This window comes from Niastella vici (assembly GCF_002077945.1).
Taxonomy (GTDB): Bacteria; Bacteroidota; Bacteroidia; order Chitinophagales; family Chitinophagaceae; genus Niastella; species Niastella vici.
In genome coordinates this window covers 252,327-276,718 of the sequence record NZ_LVYD01000044.1, presented here as the reverse complement: position 1 = coordinate 276,718, position 24,392 = coordinate 252,327, and the positions used below count along the sequence as shown (strand labels likewise).

Genomic DNA, 24,392 nt, shown 5'->3' with positions numbered 1-24,392 from the left:
TCTATAGTCCTTTGAACATCGTCTTGCTCAGGTAAATATTGAAGTCTTTTATGTGACCATTGGGTGCATCCTGGCGCGGCAGGTACCTCATGCCCGCGATCCTGTATTCAGCGCCCAGATCAATCACTACCTGGTGCGGGTGTTTGGGCGATGCATCCTGCCACTGGGTATGCCAAATGGTGGTGTTCTGCAGATCGAACAGGTTGTCGGCCTTGCCATCTTCCCCTTCCATTTCTTCACTGTCGGCATAAACGATCTTCCATTTATTCCGCGGAATTTCCTTTCCTTTTTCATCGATCAGGTACAGCTCGGCCCCGGTGGTATAGTGATCATCTGCACGCTGGGCATTTAATGCTTCCAGGCAGAAATACCGGCCGGCAGTTGCTTTGAAATTCACCGTCTGCCATTCAATGCCTTCGTTGAACGCGCCTGTAAATACCGGTTGACTATATGCAAGGTTTACCTGTTGCCCTTCCTTGCGGTGTTTTTTTACTGAAGACTTTTCAGTTACCGCATCCAGCAAAGGTTTTTCCAACCCGGCCAGCACATTCATTTTTGGTCCGTTGTAATCGAGTACGATGATCTCATTCACACCTTTTTTTAACCAGGGACCGGGCACATACATGGTTTGTGTGGGGCCAATATTCCAAAACCGGCCCAAACAATGACCGTTGAGCCAAACAATGCCCTTGCCCCAGGTACCCATATCAAGAAATGTATCGCCGGTCCTGTCTAACACAAACTTCGCTTTATGATACGCAGGTGCGTTTGTTTCACCAGCACGGAATTTCAAATTGGAAGGCGCCGCATCGTTATTCAACGCCAACGGGTATACATTCCAGTTCTTAAGCTCGGTATTTTTATCATTAACGATCAGCTCCACTTTTTCAGTAATGCCTTTTCTGTCGTGTATATGGCCGCCATAGTTCACCCGGCCCATTGCTTCAACCAGGATGTCGAGCACATCGCCTTTTTTGGTAGCAGGCAACTGACAGGTATTTTGATTTTTCCTTCTGTCGAGGGCAGCTATCTTTTTTCCATTCAGGTAAACAAGTGCATAATCGTGCACCTCTTTGATCTGTAAACTACCGGCATCGCCACCAGCCAGCTTTGTGCGATAGAGAATAGCACCGTACCCCTCATTGTATTCTTCCATGTTGCGCACCGTTTCATCGGCTATTGGCGACGGCAGGTTCGAAAATACAGGCGCTGTTTCTGTTGTATGAAAGGCAGGAATGGTTATAACCGGGTTCCTTGCAGGAACATCGGGCAGCGATTCGCCAGGCTGCAGGTAGCGGGAAAATAAATTCCGCAAGGCAACAAATTTCGGGGTTTCCCATCCGGCTTCGTTAATGGGTGCATCATAATCGTAACTGCTGGTTTGGGGAAGGAATGGCGGGCAATTGGCGCCCGACCACAACCCGAACGAGGTGCCGCCGTGGGCCATATAGATACTGAAAGAAGCCTTGTGATCGAGCATCCAGCCAATTTCTTTTTCCACTCTTTCTGAAGAACCGCTGTGGTGCCTGGTACCCCACGAATCGAACCAGCCCGGGTAATATTCACCGCACATAAGCGGGCCCTTAGGCCGTATAGCGCGCAACGCTTTAAAATTAGCTTCGGGGTTGCCGCCAAAATTTACTACGCAGAACAGATCATCCCGCACATCCTGTACTAACTGGGAAGGGCCATCGCAGGTAAAAAGTGGTACGGTAAAACCGGCTTCCACCAGGTAATCCCTTATTTTACCAATATATTCCTTATCATTCCCATATGAGCCATATTCATTTTCCACCTGCGTCATTATAATGGAACCGCCATTGCTTACCTGCAACGGGGCCAGTACCCGGCCCACTTCCTGCAGGTAAAGCCGGCAACGTTCCAGGTAATAAGCATCCTGCGTACGAACTTTCAGATCTTTTTTCTTCAGTAACCACCAGGGGAAACCGCCAAACTCCCATTCTGCGCAGGCATAAGGCCCGGGCCGCAGTATCACATACAATCCTTCTTCCTGTGCCATGCGGCAAAACTGTGCCGCATCGGCCATACCATTCCATTGAAATTGCCCGGGAGCCGGCTCATGCAGGTTCCAGAACAGGTAAGCACAAACGGTATTTAATCCCATGGCTTTTGCCATTTTGAGCCGGTGGCGCCAATATTCCTGTGGAATACGGGCAAAATGCATTTCACCACAACGGATCACAAATGGTTTACCATTGAGCATAAAATCCTCATCCGAAATTGAAAAGGACGAGGTGGTCAAAAGGTTCGTAACGGGTTTTGACTGGGCTTTAATTTTTCCGGCCTGAAGTGCCAGCAACAGCAAAAAAAGGGAAGGCAGTTTTTTCATATTTTGTTTTAATTCATTTCTCAGGGAGCAGGCTTAGCTGCCGGTCGAAAATATATCTTCTCCCGGCAGTAAGCTTTATTATTCTCATAATGTTCTCCTAAATAAATGTGCTGGCACACTAGTATCCCTGATTTTGCGACAATTCTTTATTGATATCCCTTTCTTTTTGCGGAATAGGCCATAAATAATTCTTATCGGCAAAAGACCTTGACCCGGCCACGAAATTCGAATTGGGTATCAGGGTGAGGTTACCGTTAGAAGGGTCTACTGAGCCATTGAGGCATCCTTTTACATTTCCATTCAATACGGTTGAACCTATTTTCCAGCGCTGAATATCGTACCAGCGAAGCCCTTCGCCAGCCAGCTCCACTCTTCTTTCACGCCGGATCAACGTACGCAAGGAAGCCTGGTCGGGATAAAGGGCATTGGTAACTACAGGCATATTGACTGTTGGCCTTTGCCGCACCAGGTTAATGGCTGCATACACCGAAGCGTCTATTTGATTAGCTTCAATTTTTGCTTCTGCATAGGCCAGTAATATTTCTGCATACCGTATCACTATAATACTTCCACCGGTATTCCAGATGTCGGTTCCATAGGCAGAGTTATTATAGTCATCGAGGTCGGCCACATATTTTTTCCAGTTGTAGCCTGTTGGCGATGCGTTGTTATTTCCTACCAGGTCGCTTGAGCCCTGGCTTAACGGGTCAAAATAACCGCCATTGTGATAAAGACCGGGACGGATAATGGAAGCATCCAACCGGGGGTCGCGGTTCTTATAGGGTTGCAGCGGGTCGTAGGAAGGATCGTTCTGGATCTCCTTTCCATTTTTTGTTTCATACGCATCTACCAGGGATTGTGTAGGCGCCATAGAGCTCCAGCCGCCGTACGAATTGGGCAGCATGGCACCCAACACCCACTCGGCATTGTCGTTTTGCAGGTACTGCACATCGAGGATCACTTCCTTGTTATTGGAATTCTGCGGCCTGAACAACCCTTCATAATTGGGGTACAGGCTGTAGCTGAATGGCGCGGTCATCAATAGCTGACAGGTTGTTATACAATCTGTGTACTTTGCGTTAAACAGTTCTACTCTGGCCTTTAAAGCCAGGGCAGCCCCACGGGTAATGCGGCCTATGTCGCTGCCCGAATAACTGACCGGCAATGCAGGGGCGATCTCAGCCAGTTCTTTAAGAACAAAATCAACCACGGTCGCTTTGGGTGTGCGCGTGATCGTATTAGCCTCGGCGGTAGTTATATTGGTGAGCGTCAGCGGCACATCGCCATACACCTGACTTAACACAAAATACCGGTATGCCCTCAGGAACCTGGCCTCGCCCTTCATTCTGTCTCTGAGGGTATTGTCGAGTAATGTTGCAGATACTTTATCAACATTCTCCAAAAACCAGTTACACCGCTGAATAGTGGTATAACTGTACTTATTTACACCCGGGTTGCTGGGCGTGGCCAGTCCCGATGCAAAGGTTTCATACCCTTCCCACGGGAACTGGTCAAATCCATTATCTGAGATACAGTCGTCGTACAGGATATTATCACCGAGCTCCCAGCCGCTGTAGCAGCCGGTCAATGCGGCATTGGCATCGGCCTTTGAGGTCCAAAGCGAACTATTGCTATATTCATCAAGAGGCGCAGTATTTAAAACATCTTTCTTACAGGCAACCAGTGAAGTGCCTGCAAATAATATATAGAATAATTTCTTTTTCATTTGTCGGGCTTTTTAGAATGTTACGTTAACTCCAAATGTGTTGATCTTTACCTGGGGATAGTTGTAGATGCTGCCGGCTGATCCTGTTTCTGGATCTATCCATTTGTAAAACTTTGTGAACGTCAGCAAATTTTGACCACTGTAGTACACTTTCACATTATTCAGTCCCACCTTTTTAACAATTGCCTGCGGAATATTATAACCAACCATCACGTTTTTGAGGCGCAGGTACGATGCGTCCTTTACCCAGAAAGAGGAAGGGTTCGTAAGCGGATCATTTTGTTTGTAACTGTACCAAAGCCGGGGAAAAGCAGCAGATGGGTTAGCAGCCGTCCATCTGTCCAGGAATACACTGGTGGGTTTCCCTACATCTGGTCCAACGCTCCCAATAAGGGTTCCGGCCATGGCCTTTACTGCAGCCGCTCCCTGGAAGAACAGGGTAAGCTCGAAATTTTTGTAACCGGAAAACAACGTGAAGCCATAGGTTATTTTTGGGAAATAAGTGCCCAGGAAGACCTTATCCTTTGCATCGATCTTTCCATCGTCATTCTGGTCCTTATATTTCAGGTCGCCTGCCGAAACCTTGTTATTGATCACAGCGGTGCCGGTTATATCGGCAGTTTTTTGATAGATGCCTTCTGTTTCGTAACCATAAAGAGAGTATAAAGGCGTACCTACATCATAAAAGGTATTATCATTGATCACCCTGCCGCCAGTTAACCGGGTCACTTTATTTTTGATGTAAGTGAAGTTACCGTTAACACTATAATTGAATGCCCCTATGGCATCTCTGTATCCTGCACTTACTTCAATGCCCTTGTTGGTCATGGCGCCATCTACGTTTACATAGGGCGGTGTAAAGGCATAAGGCGCGCCGGCCTGTGAACGCATTAACGGGTTTTCCGTTTTCCTTTCAAAGTAATCCAATGACAGGGTCAGTTTGTTTGCCAGGAAGGCAGCATCGATGCCCACGCCCGATGATTCAGTTTCTTCCCATTGCAGCAGCGGATTAGCTCCCGCGTTAGGCGCCACACCCGTTACCAGCGTTTGGTTAAACGAGTACACCTGTCCACCGGCGATAGATTCAAAATAGGCATAGTTGTTGGCGATCTGCTGATTACCCAGCTTACCCCAGAATGCACGCACCTTTAACAGGTCTATTGCGGGGGTTAAGCCACTGAAGAAATTTTCCTTCGACAATACCCAGCCTGCTGAAACCGAAGGGAACTTCCCCCACCGGTGCCCTTTTGCAAAACGGGAGGAGCCGTCGAAGCGGAGGTTAGCTTCCAGCAAATATTTTTCCCTGAAATTATAGTTGAACCTGCCGAAAACAGATTGCAACGCCCAGTCGTTCGAACTTCCTTTTGCCTCCTGGCCTAAAGCGGGCGCTACGTTCAGCTGTGTGAGTGAGTTGTTCAGGAAACCCTGGCGCGAGCCGGAGAAAATATTATAAACGGAGTATTCCTGTGAAGCGCCGGCCAGCAGCTTCATATTGTGATGGCCGATCGATTTTGTGTATTCAGCAAGACCCTGCACCAGGGTATAAACAGTTCTATCGGTAGCGTTGAGTAAATTATTCGGGCCCTGGTACTTGGTGGGGGTAAGCGGCGTACCGGCCGGTCCACCCTTATAATACTGAATGTCGGAAACATATTGCTGTTGCTGACCTATAGCTAACCGGTAGCCAAATGAAGGCTTTACATGCAGCCCGGGCAATGGCGACCAATCGGCCCCGGCATTGGCCGTAACGGTATAGTTTTGCCATCTGTTGAATGAGGGCGATTGAAGCCACGCCATGGCACTACCGTCTGACACATAGCCCAACGCACCATTTTCCCATTTATCGGGAACGGTATTGGAAATGCGGTTTGCCATTCTTATGATTTGCGAAAAGCTGGTGGCATAGGTGCTTACCGGTTCCTGGAAAGGCGCATACAGGAAGCCGAGCCCCGCATTGACGCCGATCTTTTTATTGAGTTGAGAATTGAGGTTAATTAAGCCGTTGAATTTTTGATACCGGGACTTTTGGATGTTTCCCTTTTGGTCAAAATAACCCAGCGAAACCATGTAATTGGTGCGTTCATCTCCCCCACTAACACTTACATTATGGTTTTGCTGCCAGCCCGGTTCCGAATACAACAGCGATAACCAGTCGGTATTGGGATGCGCGCCTGTTTTGTCAGTGCCGTCCTTAAACAACTGGATGTCGGTATCGGTCCATTTGAGCGGTGCGTTTTCATTAGCCCGGGCTTCGTTGTATAATTCAGCCTGTTGCCAGGATGGTAAAAAATCAGGTTTGCGGGTAATATCCTGTACACCGGCGTACATATTGTAACGCATTTGCAGGCTGCCCTTTTTCCCCTTTTTTGTGGTGATCAGGATCACGCCGTTTGAAGCTCTTGCGCCGTAAATAGCCGATGAGGCAGCATCTTTGAGCACCGACATCGATTCAATGTCATTGGGGTTAAGATCACCGATAGAACCGGGAACGCCGTCGATGATAACAGCAGGCGTGGTACTGGCGCCACCGCTACCTATACCCGAACCAATACCCCTGACGCGGATGGTACCTGCGTCCCTGCCCGGCTGGCCATTGGAAGTGGTTACTGTAACACCGGCCATTTTTCCCTGAATGGCATTGGGAATATTGGTGATTGGCCTGTCGGCAATATCTTTCGACGAAACCGTTGACACCGCCCCGGTGACATTTAACCTTTTCTGTGTGCCATACCCTATTACCACTACTTCATCTACTTTTGTTTCGGCCAGTTTTAAAGCAACCTTTACCGTTCCTGATCTCGAAACAGCCAGTTCATACGGTTCATACCCTACATAGGAAATAACCAGCTTTCCGCCCCCTTCTGGTAATTGAATCAAAAAATTTCCGTTCTTATCTGTAGAGGTTCCCTGCGTTGAGCCTTTCAGGTTCACCGATGCCCCGCTTAATGCTTTACCGGCTGCATCTGTAACCACACCCTTCACTTCAATGGGCGGTGGCGCCGGTTTTGGTGCAGCCTCCACCACTATGGCCGGTTTAATGACAATGGTTTTTTCGATGATGGTGTAGGTAAACGGCTGCCCGTTGAAACACAGGTTCAGCGCCTGCTCCAATGACCCGTTCACAATACTAACAGAAACGTTTTTAGCCTTGTCCACCATGGTGCCGGTGTAGGCAAACGTATAGCCGCTTTGCTTTTCAATTTCCTTCAACACCTTTTCCAATGGGGCGTTTTGCTGCGACAGCGTAATTCGCTGTGAATATCCGGTGGCACTCACCTGCAGGCAGGCTACCAGCAATAAAAGAATTGTACTGTTCACGATCCGCAGTGTTTGGTTTAATTTTCTCCTGTAAGCATGCAGGGGAAAACAAAGAGATTTTAAATCCATAACTTTGTTTTGTTTGGGTTAAGTAATGTATACTCCTCCCGACCTGTCGGGAGGAAAGCAGTCTTGCGGGACCTTCATTATGGGTTACCCAAACTATTGGCTGGGGGTGTTGCAAGCGCCTCCAGCTTTCTTTTGGAGCAACCACTATGTTTACGGCATTACCGTGATCTTCTTTCCTTCAATTTTAAAATGCGCACCGCCTGTTGTTTCCAGTATTTTAAAAACATTGGAAACGTTGGTGTTCCTGTTTATTTTCACATAGAACTTCTCCTTTACCGGCTTTTCATACGTTACGTCGAAATCGTACCACCGGGCTAATTGCCGCATGATAACGGCTATATTTTCGCCATTGAAATAGAACAGGCCGTTTTTCCAGGCCATTACCTCATCTGTCTGAACCGGGATGGGTTGGGACAGTTGGGATGTATGGGATACGGATGTCTGTTCTCCAGGCTTTAACATAACTGAGGCGCCACCTTTCGAAACTTTTACCGAGCCTTCGAGTAAGGTGGTTCTCACTGCATCTTCATCATCATAACCATTCACATTAAAATGAGTACCCAGTACCTGCACACTCATTCCGCCTTCCTGTACAATAAAAGGCATTTTGGCATTCTTCGCCACTTCAAAATAGGCCTCGCCGGTTAGTTCCACTTTTCTTACGTTACCTGAAAAGGCTGCGGGGAAACGGAGAGAAGATGCGGCGTTCAGCCAAACCTTCGTACCATCTGCCAATTTAAGTTGGTACTGCCCGCCTCTTGGTGTTTTTATTGTGTTGAAAAGAATTTCACCCTGCTTTTTTCCAGCCTGGTTATAAGCCAGCATGCCATCTTTCTTTGAAATTTCTGTGGCGCCCTGCCGCGAGAGGGTACCATTTGAGGCGCTGTCGAGCACAATGGAAGAACCATCGGCCAACTCCAGGATAGCCTTGTTTCCGCCGGGTGGCAGATCATGCTTTATAAGCGGCTTGTTATCTGAAAGTAATGGAGACTCCCGTCTTTTTTTCGAAAGCCAGTAACCACCAGCCGTAGCCAGTATCAGCAGCACAGCGGCCGCCACCCGTACAGCCGTGAGTTTATAAAAAGGGATGCGATGAACCGTTCTTTCTTCCCCTGGCATATCCTCATTCATTACGTCTTCCAACTCCTGGTTGATAGTACCCTCGCTCAATAAATGAAAAAAAACTTCCAGCTCTTCTTCAGTCGCCTTACTATCTCTGTACCGGCGGATCAATTCCTTATAATAAGGGGAATTTTCTTCCATTAACAATTATTTAATATACCATGATGACAACCTTCTACTGAAAGCAGGGTACCCCTTTTATAATTTTTTTTTGAAATAAATTCAGGACTTAATAAAGAATAGTAACAACAGCAAAGCTGAATGCGGATCGGAATGCAGTTTCTCGCGGAATAATTTGAGTGAGCGCACCATATGTTTTTTCACTGCATTGCGTGAAATGCCGAGATGGCTGGCCGCTTCGTCGTACGACATGCCTTCTTCCCGGCAAAGCTGAAAAACGGTGCGTGTTTGTGGCGGAAGGGTGTTAAGAATATCCTGTATGAACTGCCTGTACTCACTTGCCAGCAAATGATAATCGGCATTTCCTACTGCCGGTTGATAATTATGCAGTATCGCTGCTTTCAGGGTATTTTCCCGGGAAGCCTTTTTTAAAAAATTAAGTGTATGATTGCGAACGGAAGTGAAAATATAAGCGCCGAAAGAATCAACAGCCGGTAAATCAACCCGTTTAACCCAGATATGGGCAAATACATCCTGTACAAGATCACTGGCCAGGTCTGTTGCTTTGACGTATTTCTGCACAAACTGGCAAAGGGCATCGTGATAAGCTTCATAGATAATACCAAATGAAGCCTGGTTACCTTCCGCTACATTTTTCAGCAGTTCCTTTTCATTATGCAGGCAAATCATATTCACTCGCTACTAATTAAATAATAAACGGCGCATTTAACTATGATCTTTTGAGTAAATGGATAAGAAGCTTTCTTCCGGGGTTTATGATTAAAAGCAATGATCTGTTTCAAATATACCACTTTCAGTAATGCGTTTATTCCGCAACCGTTTGCATGAATTTTACTGCGCCCTAAGGCAGTTTCTCCAGGTCGATGACAGGTTTACTATTTCGCTTTGTGCGGGTGAACCCGGATCTTAAAGGTGTATGCTGATTAAAGAATCCGCAGTTTCTTAAATAAAAATTACCGTTTAAAACACCGCCTGCATAATCCATGCGGTATCCTTTTGCTGCGGTATTGTCGTAGGTAAAAATGCTTTTTGTAAGTTCTATCCAGTTTCCATTCGCATCACCGGTCCACTGATTGCCGAACAACACCTGTCTTTCTATATTACCCTGTTCCGGAATAAAGTTTTCCAAAAAAGAATGGAAATGCTTTAAGTAAGTATTTGTCTGGGGCCGTTTGAAGGAAGCGATCAGCATCCATTCGCTTTTTTCAGGAGCAAAAAACCAGGCGGTATATACCGTGTTATTATTGCCATCCGGTTCCCCCTTCAATAAGAATTTATAAGTTGTACCTGCTTTCCAGTTGTAACGCAGATAGCTTTGTCCGCCAGAACCTTCACTGCCAAATTCACCGGTATGAACATCGCTGCCTTTCCTTAGCATTTCGATCCGCATATTTTGCGGAATGCTTTTAGGATCATCGGTGCTATAAGGGCTCCATACTGAAAATAGCACTCTTCGCTCTGTGGCTGAGTTCACCTGTATTCCAAAATAACCTTCACCAAAACCAATGCTCATAAAATAGGAGCCAATGACATCCTGTTTTGCGGGAACGGTTACTTCATTATAAAACCATTGCGCGTTAATGCTTTCGTCGAACGGATAGCTGAGGTGTACCGAAGGCCCTCTGCGCCCCCAATAATGAAAGTTGCCTTCATTTGATCTTACAAAGTTTACTCCTGACCTGGTGGCAGAGCCACTTATTTCATAATCGCTTACATCGGCTATCTGTTTACCGGTTGTTGAAACACCACTAAGCGTGATCCTGATATAACCGGTATCTTTTATTTGCCAGGTACCCGCATCATAGAGTTGAAATTCATTGCCCCTGATCACTACCGGGTTGAATTTATCTTTAATAGCAATACGCAGCTGGCATTCCCCTTCTGTTTTAGCTTTGATCCTGAGCTTTATTGATCCCGGGTGATCAATGCGCACATACGTATCGAATTGGGTGGCGGCATTTTTCCAGTTTTCAATGCCTGCATCGGTAATAACGTCTACACCACCTGTATTGCCCCGCGCCCAGGTATTACCGGCTATGGGAAGAATTAAAGCAGAATCATTTTCAGCAAAGGCAGGGATATTTAGAAAAAAACAAAGAATAATAAAGCCGCTAAATTTCTTACAATTCATCGTTATGGTTGGCGTATGCATATAGTCCCGATTGGCAGGAGAGCAAATCTCGTGTTGACTACAAGTTGAAACCACCACAATTTTGATAATTTCTGATGCTATTTTTGCTATCAATGACTTAATTCTTTCCCCAATTATAATTTGGTTCAGGCCCCATTTCCAATTGTAATTCACCGCCCTTCAGGAGTTCACTGGCGGGGAAATAAAATGTGTGCAGGGGTTTACCATTCAGCGTGGCCTTTTGCACATATTTATTACGCCGGCTTGCGTTGTGCGCTACAATAATAAACTGCTCTCCCCGTCCATATTGTTTTCCCAGGTTGATCTCCACCCTTTCGTACAACGGACTTCCAATTTCATAGATGGGGTTTACGCTGCAGCCGCCATCTGTTTGGAACAGACCCATGGAAGCCATCACCAGCCAGCCACTCATTTGGCCCTGGTCCTCATCGCCGAGATAGGCATTGGCGATGCCTTTGCCGTAATAACGTTCCACAACTGAACGGCTCCATTTTTGTGTTAACCAGGGTTTGCCGGCCCAGTTAAAGAGAAAAGCAAAATGCATGGACTGTTGATTACCCTGCATAACCGGATAATCCCAATACTGGTCGTTCATTCCATTGTATCGCCAGGGTTCACTTTGCGTGAATCCCCAATCAAGCCTTTTTGCAAATTCATCTTTACCAATCAGGCGGGTCAATGCCGGCACATCCTGCGGAACAAAGAAAGTAAGTTGCCAGGCATTTCCTTCTACATAATGTTCATTGGCGCCGCTACGGAAAGGATTGAAGTTCTTTGTAAACTCGCCGTTGCTTAATTTCATATGGCAATAGCCTGCTTTATCAATAGCGTTCTTCCACCAATACCCCCTGCCGTTATAGGTTTTATATACCGCTGAATCGCCGATCGATCTTGCCAGCTGGCCCACACACCAATCGTCATAAGAATATTCCATTGTATTGGAGAAACGGCCTTTATCGGAAGGCACGTAGTGATATTGCAGGTAGGCAGTAAGGTCACGGTTGCCGGCAAAACCGGTAAATACTTTTTGTGCCGGGGTAGTTTGCATTTTAAGCGATGCGTTCAACAGTTTTTTAGGATCGAACCCTGTTATGCCCATTTGATAAGCGCTCACCATCATGGGAATTTCATGTTCTGCCACCATCACAGGAATATAGTTCATACCCGCCGGTCCCTTGGCTAACCAGCCATAGGCATCATACATGGCCAGTTGAGATCGTACCCACCTGCTGCTCCATTCGGGTGTTACCAGGTTCCAGAACTGATTTAAATTCCAGAAGGTATTCCAAAAAGCATCGCAGCCTAACGCCACCTCGTCTTTTCCTTTCAATTGCTGAATGGCGCCATCCGTTCCTTTCCATTCGCCATTTACATCACTCCAGGTATTTCTACTGCAAACCGACCGGTACATGGCGTTGTAAAAACGAATTTTATCGAGCCGGTTTACCGTGGTGATCGCAACCCGGTTGAGGATGTCGTTCCAAACCTGTTTTTGATTATTTCTAACTGCATCAAAATCCCAATTGAAAGGGCGGATTATTTCTGTTTCCAGATTTTCCCCGGCATTGGCAATGCTTACCAGGGAGATGCCGGTGCGAAGCTGCACAACAGGATTTGTCTTCGTATCAAATTCTAAAAAAATGCCGGCATCCTTTATATCCTTTACATCAACGATGTCTTCATATTTAATTTCTCCATTTATCCAACGGCCCATTCGTTGTATGGGTTGGTCGAACTCAATGACAAAGTTTACGGTATAATCCTGCCCGGCGTCATTGCTCCACACCTGGGGCGAAAGTTGATTCGAGAATCCCTCTATCCGGTTGTTCCCTGTTTTGCGGATAAAAACTTTTTTTAACTGGTAATCATACTCTGTTGGGATGTGCAGGTCAACTAGAATCCTGGAACTATCGCTGTTATCAGGAAAAGTAAATCGTTGAAAACCGCAACGGGTAGTTGACGTAAGTTCGGCTTTGATGTTATAATCGGTCAGCAATACTTTATAATAACCAATGGGCGCTTCTTCCGATTGCTTATCTATTTTTGACCGGTAGCCCGGAACCCGGCCTAATTCATCACCCATAGTTGTTTTCAACTTCCCATTTGTTGGAAAGATCCCTAACCCGCCCAACGTCCATTCATGAATATAACTGAATGTTCCTATACTTTCATAAGCAGGTTCGTACCCGGCCTGCCAACCGGCATTTTGATTGTCGGGGCTCAATTTAACCATACTAAACGGCATCCATGGGCCGGGCGCAATCATCCAGCGCGAATGGGCTGTACCCATGCGGGTATCAATATAATCGGCCGGGGTTTGCCGTTTTTGTACTGACCGGTTAACCACTCCTTCGTCAACCACCTTACCATCGGCAAAAATGGTATACCTGCTTTGCGTAGGTGCAGCAACAGCAGCCATGGGCACTTCAAATACGTAACTCCCCTCCTCCACCATTTCGTCAAATACATTCCTGCCATCTAATTCAACGGTCAACTTTGGTCTTCCGCTCAAATGTTCTACGTTCACCAATAGCGGCTGTATTTCCTTACCGGCTTTTTCCAACGTATAATTTGCCGGTTCAACATTACAAACAAAGACCTTCTCCGGTACTGCTAATTTACAGTTGGGGCCAGTTAACTGAACCTGGTCAAAGAGTATCCAGGAACCTTGTAATACGGTTATCGTAACCTTATTACCGCCTTTTGTGAGCACCCCAGGCTTAATGGGAATTTCAATTGTCTTCGCGATTGCAGCGGCCAGGTGCCCGGTAATGGAGGCCGTGTCAACAAATGGTTCGTTCAGCCGGGGGGTGGGTTGCGTTTTTACCTCATAACCGGGCGCTGTTAATTGAAACGTTTCCTCCTGGCCATTAATGACCACTTTTATCAAAGGCAGGAACTTCTTCGCATAATCGGCCAGCTTAATAAGCAATTTATACGACCCATTTGCCGGCAGGCTTTCTATTCCAAATAATATATTTATTTGATTCGTGCGCCAGCCTGAAGTAGGCCAGGTACCGCCCCAGGTATCAACTGGTCCCGGCAGCACATAAGGAAAGTTGTTTTCTTCTTTTGAATACCCGATTAAAAAATATTTGTCCTCATAGCCAAAATCATGCTTCACAAAATCCCTGAATTTATCGGGGGCCAACGCAAACTCTTTGGCCGAGTTATCGGCTTTTCCTATTTTCCAAATTGTCTCCTGCGCAAAACCCCTCTGGGACCAGGCGCATTGAAACAATAAGCTGAAATATAGTATTCGTTTCATAGAATAAAATTTACCAGTTGCCAATAAGCGTGCTTTGCTACTTCAAACTTTCCAGCATCACAATAGCTGTATATAAAACACCCGCTTCGCCTCTGAATGTACCTGAGCCACGGGGCTTGTTATCGACCGAGTACCATTCATAAAATCCATTGTTGTCCTTTACGCGTTTTACCATGGGTTGTAATTGCTCGTACGCTTCTGTTGCAAACCCATATTTGATCAACTGCTGAATCATTCGGGCCCCAAACCACGTCCAGTCGCCGCCATTCTGGTAACTATATACGGGGTTCATGATCTTATTTACAAAATACCCTTTGGGATAAGGTGGATACAGGGTGAGGCCAATGGAAGCCGCACCTGCCTGCTTAACCCTTTTGATCATTTCGTTCAACGAGGCTTTTACTTCCTCCCGGTTTAACAGCCCGGCTTCAATGGCAACCGCTGTGCCGCCGAAATAATAGATCCTGTTCTCATCAAAACCAGCCGGAAAAGGAGATCCTTTCAGGTAGATATGCGGAATAAATTTTTGCTGCTGCTTATCCCACAGATACTTTCTGCAGTTACTGGCAACATTGTTTTTTACCTTGTTCCATTGCTGTTTTGCAGCAGGGTCCATGCTCATCAAATTATTCAAAGCAACAACAAACATGGCATTGTCATAAATATCAATAGCGGGGTGCGTATTGCTGTCAAGGTCAACACCCCAGCCATGCTCGGGTTGCACATCGCCCCAGTCGGCCGTGGTAGCGCCAATCAACAAACCATATTTACCGTTAAACCGGTACTTCATCAAAAATTCCATGGCCCACTTCAATCTTTCGCTTACGGTTTTATCGCCTACCTTTTCCGATAAAATTGTTTTATCGCCGGTGAGCTGAATGTATTTATACACCGCCTGTACCAACGAGGTTTCCTGGTCGGTTTCCACAGTATTCTTATGCCCGGCATAACGAGGCTCCAGCTTTGAATAGGAAAAATCATAATTCACGGCGCCAATTTTTTCCGCGGGCGTAAACCCGTCTATGATATTTCCGTCATCGCCCTGCATTCTGAAAAAAACCAGCAGGTTTTCTTTCAACACTTCTTTTGGATAAACCTGTGCCGCCAGCTCTATAAATGTATTGTAATCGCGGATCCACACTTCGCGATAACCATCACCGGCATTAAAACCGGTTTTCATTACTTCCAGCGCTTTGGCCTTTACCAGCGGGAAATATTGATTGCTCTTTATTTTTTCAACAAGTATTTTGTTACCTGCATTTTTTTCCTGTGCTGCAGCCGCAAAAACAATAAGCAGTAATAACAATGAATAACCCTTTTTCATTTTATGTGTATTCGTTATAATCAAGTTTTATTATCTCAATAAACAAGCAGGAAGGAAGCAGGTGCATATTTGCCCAGGTTAAAATTGAATACGCCGTTCTTTACCAAAATTTTATTCCCGGTCTTATTTCCACGCAAATCAATTGGCACCACGGCTTTTACTTTACTTTCTTTACCCAAACTTACTATGCAGTTACCAGTACTACCGGCTTGCTCCCACAAACGCAGAATTGTTCCGTCGCCATCAGGATTATCGCCGAATGCTGTTATTAATACGCCCGGTCTGGAAACAGAAATACCTGTCTTACTAACGGGCAACCGTCCGGGCTCACCTTCCGCCTTTCCTGTCAATAATGGCAAACGGGTTTCCCAGCCATACTGAACCAGGTTGGCTACAGTTTGTGTTTGCTTACCAACCGGCCATATGCGCACGCTTTCACTCCATGAACCATCCTGCCACAAAGCAAAATTGGTGTTCCACATATTGTTGTAAAGATTCACGAACACCGATGCTTTCGTTGGCACATAATCCATCGAGAATCTCCATAAGCCCGGTTCGCCCAAACTTATCAGGGGAGCATCCATTGACGTGAGTGCTGCGCCCGACTGATCGGCTTGTGTAATTGACACCCCTGTAGCCACTGCCATCAGGTGCCGGTTGGTACCCGGTATAATATCTGTAGCCGGATTAACAGGGCCGCCGAGGCGGCCTATTGTAAAAGTTGGGTTCTCTACTTTGAATGGAAAACAAAGCCAGCCGCCTTCCGGTTGTTTCTCGGCCGTTTTTGAATCTACCCCCCATTCAACATCAACATACGCCGCATTCCGGGGGAACGTAAACGTTAGGGTATATCCTTTGGCATAACCATTTGTTTCCACCGCTGTTAAGGTAGCTATGTCTGCAACAGCCGAATGGGCCACGTTAATTTTCCAGGCATTGGGCGTAAAACTTACATAAGGCGCTTCCTGGGCATTGGGCATTCCGGGTTTACCAAAATCGTTCAACCCCCAGCCTTCTTTTATCCTGGGGTAGGCATTAAAAAATCTATCCACTTCATTTTTGCTGAAGCGCTCATGCAAAAACTGGCCTATTACATACGGGGATGATTGATCAACCAACTCACGTCCTGTTGATCTTTCAATTAAGGAAACAATGCCGCCCTTTGTTAAATCAAATGCTATTTTAAAATATGGGGTGCTGAAGACAGGTTGTTCATCATGGGTAATATCAGGTGCTTTTAACTCATCGATGGTATAACTACTGTAACCCGAGGCAGCCACATCCTTCACAAAGAAATAGCTTCCTTTTTCCCAGGGGTTTTCAATGATCCCCGATCTTTTCCAGGGCAGTGGATTATATACAACAAGGCGTTTCCCTTTTATATGCAGGGACGACGCCAGTAAGTTGAGGTGTTCATTTAATTCTTTACTTACAATATCCTTTGCTGTAAGAATGTATTGCCGTTTATCGTCGTAAGAACGAAGCCATTTTCTTTTGCTTCCTGTTGCGGTGTTATGTGCATCCCCATTTTTCAGTTGGGCATAATTGCCATTTTCAGGCAATGGTTCTGCAGCTGCTTCCTCCATCCATTTTTTCCAGTCATCGCCATAACTATTGCGGGGGCCAAAAGCAGAATTCATTCCCCAGGTATGCTCGCCATACAAAAGACTTTGCTCATAAGCTTTTGCCAGCTCTGCCGCAATAGGCGCAACTCCTATGCCCCACCCTTTCATTTGCGTGTGCAGGCCATCTAACGCTGATTCAAGGGGGCGGATATTCCTTGCAATTTTTGTTTCTTGCGGATTGGATTGTAATCCATGGATCCAGGTATCAGGACAATCGCCTTTAACAGTTGGCAGATCGGGCCCCTCAGCCAAAACAGCTTTGGCAAAGTCATCAAGCGTTCCAAAATGTACTTTCACCCCGGGCAATTCCTTTGCGGCATAAGCCAGGAGCTTATCTAACTCCTGTGAGGTGGGCGGACCATGATTGTCGCCTGTCATTTGCATCGCCAGATAATTTTTGCAGGGCCAGTTGGGGGTTGGTTTTATACCGGAACCATACGATACCGTATAGTTGCAGAGTACTTTCGACCCATCGGCGCCTTCCCACCAAAACAGTTCGGGAAAACGGGGATACTGGCTGGCGTCGTTACAACCCAATTGCAAAAAGCGGATGCCCGCCTGCTTTAGTAAAGAGGGCATGATCCATGAATGGCTGGGCACATCCGTCATTTTTGCACTGATGGGCAACGGGAGTCTGTATTTTCTTGCAACGGTTGAAGAAAAACCCATCCCGCGTACCAGGTCTTCATAGTCTAACGATTCTGTATGTGTTGTAAAAGGAAGGCCATGCACTGCCAACGCGCCTGATCTGATCGCTTTTTCAATCCTTGCCTTGCGTTCGGGCGTTTGTTGGGGGCCGAGGATCTGGGCCTGTAAAGGCCAACCTGAAACCGTCCACGCAAAATGTTTTTCGGGTGGTAACGTTGCATTGTTCTCAATAACCTTTAAGGCATTATCCATCATTTCTTCCCGGTAACGTTTAAACACGTTTTCGGGCAGATCGGTATAGCCAAGATCAAAGTGGGTTTTAAACACCACCCATATATCGGTTACTTTAGCGTTGGTATTCTTATTTTCTTTTGGCGGTTGGGCATGTGCTCCTGTTATGGATAATACCATAAAGAAGAGCACTACTTTTTTCACTCCTGGCATTACAATTAAATTTGTTATTAAGCAATCTATTGGCCGGTGCTCATCGAAGGCGGGGGCACCGTAATCCCAAATGAAGTATCTGGCTGCGGTCCCATTTCAAAACGCAAAACACCTCCTCCGGTAAGTTCTTTCCGGTTTATCCAGCAATTGTTCCCTTTCTTTTCATTAAAGGATACCGATTGAATATATACATGCTGCTTCGTGTTGTTCCTGGCTTCTATAACCAGGGTTTTGCCTGTATAATATTTTGGATGCAGTTTTATCGTCACTCTATCGAACAGGGGACTGCCAAACTGGAAGGTGGGGTCCGTGGCGGCATGCCCCTGTACATCAAACAATCCCATAGCGGCCATTACATACCAGGCGCCCAGTTGTCCCTGGTCTTCATCCTGACCGAAGCCATACCCATGCAAAGGATCAGCCCCATAAAATTCATCACAAATAGCGCGGGTCCATTTTTGTGTAAGCCATGGTTTGCCCGAATAATTGAACAGCCACGATTGATGTAAACAGGGCTGGTTGCCGTGGTTATATAATTTTTCCAATCCGGAAAAACTGTTTATTTCTTTACCGCCGCCAAAGGTTGATTTCCGGCTTTCATTAAAGGTATTCTCTAACCGCGCATTAAAAGTGTCTTTACCCAACAGCTGCATCAACCCCGCCACATCCTGCGGCACATACCAGGTATATTGAACCGCATTTCCTTCCTGGAATCCCCGCCAGGCCTGCATGGGATCAAAGTTTTCTATAAACGTTCCATTCTCATACCGGGGGCGTATATACTTTGTTTTTTTATCGAACAGGTTTTTCCAACAGGCCGCCTGTTTTGTAAGGCGGTTACAGTCGTCCTGTTTTCCAAGCGCTTTGGCAAATTGTGCAACGGCATAGGAATTAAAGCAAAATTCAAGCGTATGGGAGGCGCCGAAGTTAAAAACCCAACCGTTAGACAAAGTGGTATCTTTTGACGGGATATAGCCGTTATTTACCAGGTAATGCAAATCGTATTTACCCGAACCAAATGGCCTGTTACTGTACCCGGTCTCATTTTTGTAAGCAGCCGCATAGGCACTGTTCACATCAAAATCCCTGATGCCGCAGTTATAAGTGGCCGCCAGCATAAAGCCGAAAAAATTAGTTGATACGCCGTTTGCATGGGCGCCTGCGGCCACCCCATCGTGCAGCCAACCGGTTTCCTGTGCAAAATCAAGGTTCGACCGCATGTATTCACTTTGATATTCCGGATACACCAATGCCCACAACTGGCCAAGGTTCCAGCATGCACCCCATATGCCATCGGTATTATAATGATTGTATGCAGGCTTCCCGTTTTTGTTCAATGGGATCTGGCCAATACCACCATCGTTCTTTGGGTATTGTCCGTTACCATCACTGGCCAGCCCCCTTCCCAAAAGTGCATGATAAAGCCCGGTGTAAAATTTCACTTTGTCGATACTGTCCTTTCCTTCCACTTTAATGCGGCCCAGCTTTTCATTCCATTGGGTGCGGGCCGCTGTTCTCACCAGGTCAAAATCCTTCCCAGCCGATTCAGCCTCCAGGTTCTTTCTGGCATTGGCGATGCTGGTGTAAGAAAGCCCAACATGCATTTCAATCACTTCATTTCTGGCAGTTGAGAAAGTTACAAACATCCCATTATTAATTCCTTTTGATTCGCTTTTATTGAGTGAGGCCATGGAATCAATAAACGTTCCGTACGACCGGGGTTCTTTGTTTAGCTGAATTACAAAATACATTTTCACCCTTTTGCCCGGGTCGCAAAACTTCAGGTATTCGGGATAGGTTTCAATGGAACCTTCCAGTTCTTTTTTCCCTGATAATCGGATAAAGGCCGCCGTTACCTCACTGCTTTCGCCCTGGCGGTGTCCCACATCAAAAATAATATGCGCGTCCTTCGATTGGGGAAATGTATAACGATGATACCCTACTCTTTCGGTGGCAGTGAGCTCTGCTTTAACGCCATAGTCTTTCAGGAAAACCGAATAATAGCCCGGCTCAGCGTGTTCAGCACTTTTATCGAAACGGGAACGATACCCTGCATCCGGATTTCCCAGCGGACCAGGAATGGTTTGTAACGGGCCGGTAATGGGCATAACCACCAGGCCACCGATCTGGAATTCATGAAAATGACCAAACCCTTCAATGGAAGTATGGCGATCATCGTAGCCACAGGGCTCCCAGCCGCCCTTGCTTCCCCAGGCATTGGTATGCGGGGCCAGTTTGGCCATGCCAAAAGGTAAGGAAGCAGGGGTATAAAAAAACCACCGGCCATGCACGGAACCAATTTGCGGATCGACCCATTGCGATGGATGAAACTCCTTATTATTATTCTTCTGTGCAACAGTTACAGAAGTAAACAAGATCAGGGATAGAAAGGTCAGCCTGGCAATCTTTATCATGATTTTAATATAATTGGACCAAATAAAATCATTCCACTTCAAATGTATATACATATGTACATATAATTTACATTTTCCTTTACTTTTTTTCACCCCACCGGTTTTACTGCTGCCAAACTGCCCTAAAAAAGGTAATATTGCATCATATGACGTTTACAATTGACCATAAGAGCCCCATCCCGCTGCATGTTCAAACGGAGGAACTGCTTAGAAAGCTCATTAAGCAGCCGCAATATCAAAAAGGCAAGCACCTGCCCAATGAAATTGAGCTTGCCCAAAAATTGAATATTTCCAGGGGCACCTTACGGCAGGCGATCAATAAACTGGTGTATGAAGGCCTTCTTGTAAGGAAAAAGGGATTTGGGACTAAAGTCAATAATATAGTAAGCTCAAAAGCAGTGAGCTGGTTGAGCTTTTCCCAGGAAATGGCCGTTAGGGGCATTCCCATTGAAGATTTTGAGACCAAAATAAGCTGGGCCAAACCGGAAGAAGTGGTATCCAATTTTTTTGATATAAGGGGGAACAGGAAAGTATTAAAATTAGAAAAGCTAAGGGGCCGGCCTGAAGGGCCATTTGTTTATTTCGTATCTTATTTTCACCCCCGTATCGGCCTTACAGGCGAGGAAGATTTTACAAGACCATTATATGATATTCTGGAACAGGATTATCATGTTGTGGCCGATCTTTCCAAAGAAGAGATCAGCGCCAAAGGGGCCGACAAATTTTTAGCCGGCAAATTAAAACTCGACCTGGGCAGCCCCATCCTGCTAAGAAAAAGGTTTGTTTTTGACCAGGCGGAACGTCCCATAGAATATAATTTAGGCTATTATAAGGCCGATAGCTTTGTGTATACCATAGAAAGCAGAAGAGACCAATAACTCCCGGCTCCTGGTCACCAGGCTGCTCAACAGCCGCGTTTTTTTGCCCCTTTAACTTACTGATAAAATCTTTATAAATACTTCATCGCACTGCGGTGAAGTATTTATTTTTTGGCCAGTACCCAATTAAACCATATGTTTGAACATATGTACATATCTTTACAATAAGGATCAGTATAAAAACGCCCCAAAACAGATGGCAGCGAATTGTAAAAGAATAGGAATAGATGTAGGCGGCAGTCATATAACTGCTGCTGTTATTGGTAATACCGGCAGTGGTTGGGAATCATCTTTAAAAACAAGAATAACACTTGATTCCAGTGACAGCGCCTGGGCTATCATTACTGCATTAAGTAATAGTATTAAAGAACTCACGGCCCAGGTAAAGGATATTGAAGCCGTTGGCATTGCCTTTCCGGGCCCATTTAACTACGAAAACGGTGTAAGTGCAATCACCAATGTGGGCGGAAAATTTGAGAAAACCTTTGGCCTGCATATCGGGCAGTGTGTACAGGACCTTACCGGTCTGCACAACGCAGCATTTACATTTTCCAATGATGCGCATTGCTTTGCTGCCGGCGCCTGTGAGCTGCACCGGCTAACGGGTAAACGAACAGTTTTTATAACATTGGGTACCGGGTTGGGCTCTGCCTTTATGCAGAATGGCGAATTAGTGCAAACCCATCCAGACATTCCCCCGTCCGGCGCATTTTTCGACCAGCCTTTTCTGGATACCATCGCAGATGACTGTTTTTCTACCCGGTGGATCCTGAATGCCTATAAACAAATTTCCGGCACCCGTATTTCTTCTGTAAAAGAATTAGTGGAGAGTGGTACCGTTAGCGCCAATACAGTAATGGGTGAATTAGGTAAGAACCTCGGGCGCTTTCTGCTGCCCTGGCTGCAAAAATTTCAATGCAACGAGCTGGTCATTGGTGGAAATATTGCGAAAGCGTTTTCTCTGTTTGCACCTGCATTAAAACAAGCACTCGGAGAATTGCGCAATAAGCTCAGCATTGTAGTAACTGAGGATACAGAAGCCTGCATCATCACCGGTGCGGCCATTATTGCCGGCAATGCTACACTTTCAAACAGTAAAAAGACAATGCGAAAAACTTCACAGGAACTTTTACCGCTAACAGCCTCAACGATAGATACAGGTATTTATGGCCTCTACCCTTCCTTTCAATCCGGGAAAAATATTGGCAAAGGATTCGATTCACTGGCAGCAGAGATAGCTACAGAAAAAATAGTTATCCTTGATGGCTATGGCGGGGTATTATGGGAGCCATTCAGAACGCAGCTGCAGGCAGCGCTAAGCCGTAAAAACAAAAGGGTTTTCTGGTATGATGTAAGTACCTGTCTGAAACCAGTTAATGAAATACTCGCCATGATAGCCGGCAGCCTGAACGGCGAAGACCCGGTATTTGGGAAAAGGTACACCGGTAACCTGGTTGATTTTTTTGATGAAAAAAAACTGCAACTGATCACGCCCGACCCATCGGCCGACATTTGCATTATCTACGGAACCGGCGCCGCATTAACCGGCATCAAAGGAAAGTTGCTGTATGCAGAAGTGCCCAAAAATGAGATCCAGTATCGCATGCGGGCGGGCAGCATTACTAATTTGGGCGCCGATGCCGTAGCCGAACCCTCACAGATGTACAAACGTTTTTACTTTGTTGACTGGCCTGTGCTTAATAAACATAAAGCGCAACTGCTTTCACAGATAAATTGCATTATTGATGAGCAACGCATAGCCGAAATTACCTGGATGGAGGGCGATGCATTCAGGAGCACCCTGCACCAGATAGTACAACAACCTTTTCGCGCCAGGCCGTGGTTTGAAGCCGGTGTGTGGGGTGGCGACTGGATGAAAAAGCACATACCACAACTAAACCAGGATGAAATAAACTATGCCTGGTCGTTTGAACTGATCACGCCTGAAAATGGCATTGTAATAGAGGGCGCCAACAATTTGCTGGAAGTGTCTTTTGATTTTCTGCTTTACAAGGATAATAAAAAACTGCTTGGCAAAGCAGCACAACGGTTTGGCACAGAGTTCCCCATCCGCTTTGATTTCCTCGACACATTTAATGGCGGCAATCTATCTGTTCAATGTCATCCAAGACCAGCCTATGCCAAAGAACATTTCGGCGAAAATTTTACGCAGGACGAAACTTATTATATCCTGGATTGTGCGCCCGGCGCAGCTGTTTATCTCGGCTTCCAGGACCCCATTGATCCCGCAGCGTTCCAGACCGCATTGATCGAATCGCAGGAGAACGGCATTGAAATGGACGTTGAAAAATATGTACAAAAGTTTCCCGCGCATAAGCACGATCTGTTCCTGATCCCCAACGGAACCATACACGCTTCAGGCAAAAACAACCTGGTGCTGGAAATAAGCAGCACCCCTTATATTTTCACTTTCAAGAAGTATGACTGGCTGCGCCCCGGCCTCAACGGCCAACCCCGCCCTATTAATATTGAACATGCGATGAACAACCTTTACTTCGACAGGAAAGGCGATTATGTAACGAAAAAACTGATCTCGCACCCGGTAACAGAAGAAGAATGGCCGGGAGGCAGAAGATTACAATTGCCCACGCATGAAGAACATTTTTACAGCGTACACCGCTATGAGTTTACAGGAAGCGTGCTGATCAATACCAATGATCAATGCCATATCTGTATGCTGGTAGAAGGGAAAAGCGTTACGGTAAAAGCCAAAACAGGCACTTCCCATTTTCATTTTGCCGAAACTTTTGTGATACCCGCGGCCACCGGAGCATATGAAGTGATCACCAACAACAATGAAAAAGCATTTCTCGTAGTGGCGCAGGTAAAAGCGGAGCACTGTTGAACCTTATGAATTAAAGCATAAAAACCATCAACATACAACGACAGTAT

General features: G+C 46.0%; 12 protein-coding genes. 2 read left to right on the top strand and 10 right to left on the bottom strand.

The genetic code is table 11. The features are described from left to right. Nucleotide 1: 1 nt before the first annotated feature. The 10 genes from A3860_RS15205 to A3860_RS15160 form a co-directional block, all read right to left on the bottom strand. Nucleotides 2–2,350 (bottom strand): beta-galactosidase, encoded by a 2,349-nt coding sequence (locus A3860_RS15205; protein ID WP_081147566.1) that lies wholly within the window; start codon nucleotides 2,348–2,350, stop codon nucleotides 2–4. A gap of 118 nt (nucleotides 2,351–2,468) precedes the next feature. Beyond that, nucleotides 2,469–4,076, bottom strand: a complete 1,608-nt coding sequence (locus tag A3860_RS15200; protein ID WP_081147565.1) for a RagB/SusD family nutrient uptake outer membrane protein — start codon at nucleotides 4,074–4,076, stop codon at nucleotides 2,469–2,471. A 12-nt stretch (nucleotides 4,077–4,088) separates the two neighbouring features. Beyond that, entirely contained in the window at nucleotides 4,089–7,463 is a 3,375-nt protein-coding gene (locus A3860_RS15195) for a TonB-dependent receptor (RefSeq protein WP_081147564.1), read from the bottom strand. A 150-nt stretch (nucleotides 7,464–7,613) separates the two neighbouring features. After that, nucleotides 7,614–8,726 carry a FecR family protein gene (locus A3860_RS15190; RefSeq protein WP_081147563.1) on the bottom strand — a complete coding sequence of 371 codons (1,113 nt, stop codon included), beginning with the start codon at nucleotides 8,724–8,726 and terminating at the stop codon, nucleotides 7,614–7,616. A gap of 81 nt (nucleotides 8,727–8,807) precedes the next feature. After that, nucleotides 8,808–9,395, bottom strand: a complete 588-nt coding sequence (locus tag A3860_RS15185; protein ID WP_081147562.1) for an RNA polymerase sigma factor — start codon at nucleotides 9,393–9,395, stop codon at nucleotides 8,808–8,810. A 172-nt stretch (nucleotides 9,396–9,567) separates the two neighbouring features. Further along, complete coding sequence (locus tag A3860_RS15180) at nucleotides 9,568–10,878, bottom strand: DUF3472 domain-containing protein (RefSeq protein ID WP_081147561.1); 1,311 nt, start codon at nucleotides 10,876–10,878, stop codon at nucleotides 9,568–9,570. A gap of 97 nt (nucleotides 10,879–10,975) precedes the next feature. After that, nucleotides 10,976–14,146: a GH92 family glycosyl hydrolase gene (locus A3860_RS15175; protein WP_081147560.1), complete on the bottom strand. Its 3,171-nt coding sequence runs from the start codon at nucleotides 14,144–14,146 to the stop codon at nucleotides 10,976–10,978. 37 nt (nucleotides 14,147–14,183) lie between these two features. Beyond that, entirely contained in the window at nucleotides 14,184–15,470 is a 1,287-nt protein-coding gene (locus A3860_RS15170; RefSeq protein ID WP_081147559.1) for a GH36-type glycosyl hydrolase domain-containing protein, read from the bottom strand. Between the two features lie 35 nt (nucleotides 15,471–15,505). Beyond that, nucleotides 15,506–18,187 (bottom strand): DUF5054 domain-containing protein, encoded by a 2,682-nt coding sequence (locus tag A3860_RS15165; RefSeq protein WP_081147558.1) that lies wholly within the window; start codon nucleotides 18,185–18,187, stop codon nucleotides 15,506–15,508. 26 nt (nucleotides 18,188–18,213) lie between these two features. Beyond that, entirely contained in the window at nucleotides 18,214–20,601 is a 2,388-nt protein-coding gene (locus A3860_RS15160) for a GH92 family glycosyl hydrolase (RefSeq protein ID WP_081147609.1), read from the bottom strand. A 146-nt stretch (nucleotides 20,602–20,747) separates the two neighbouring features. On the opposite strand from A3860_RS15160, the gene A3860_RS15155 reads away from it, so the two are divergent. Beyond that, entirely contained in the window at nucleotides 20,748–21,479 is a 732-nt protein-coding gene (locus A3860_RS15155; RefSeq protein WP_081147557.1) for a GntR family transcriptional regulator, read from the top strand. Nucleotides 21,480–21,675: 196 nt separating this feature from the next. Then, nucleotides 21,676–24,345, top strand: coding sequence for an ROK family protein (locus A3860_RS15150; protein WP_081147556.1), 2,670 nt, complete (start codon nucleotides 21,676–21,678; stop codon nucleotides 24,343–24,345). Nucleotides 24,346–24,392: the final 47 nt, after the last annotated feature.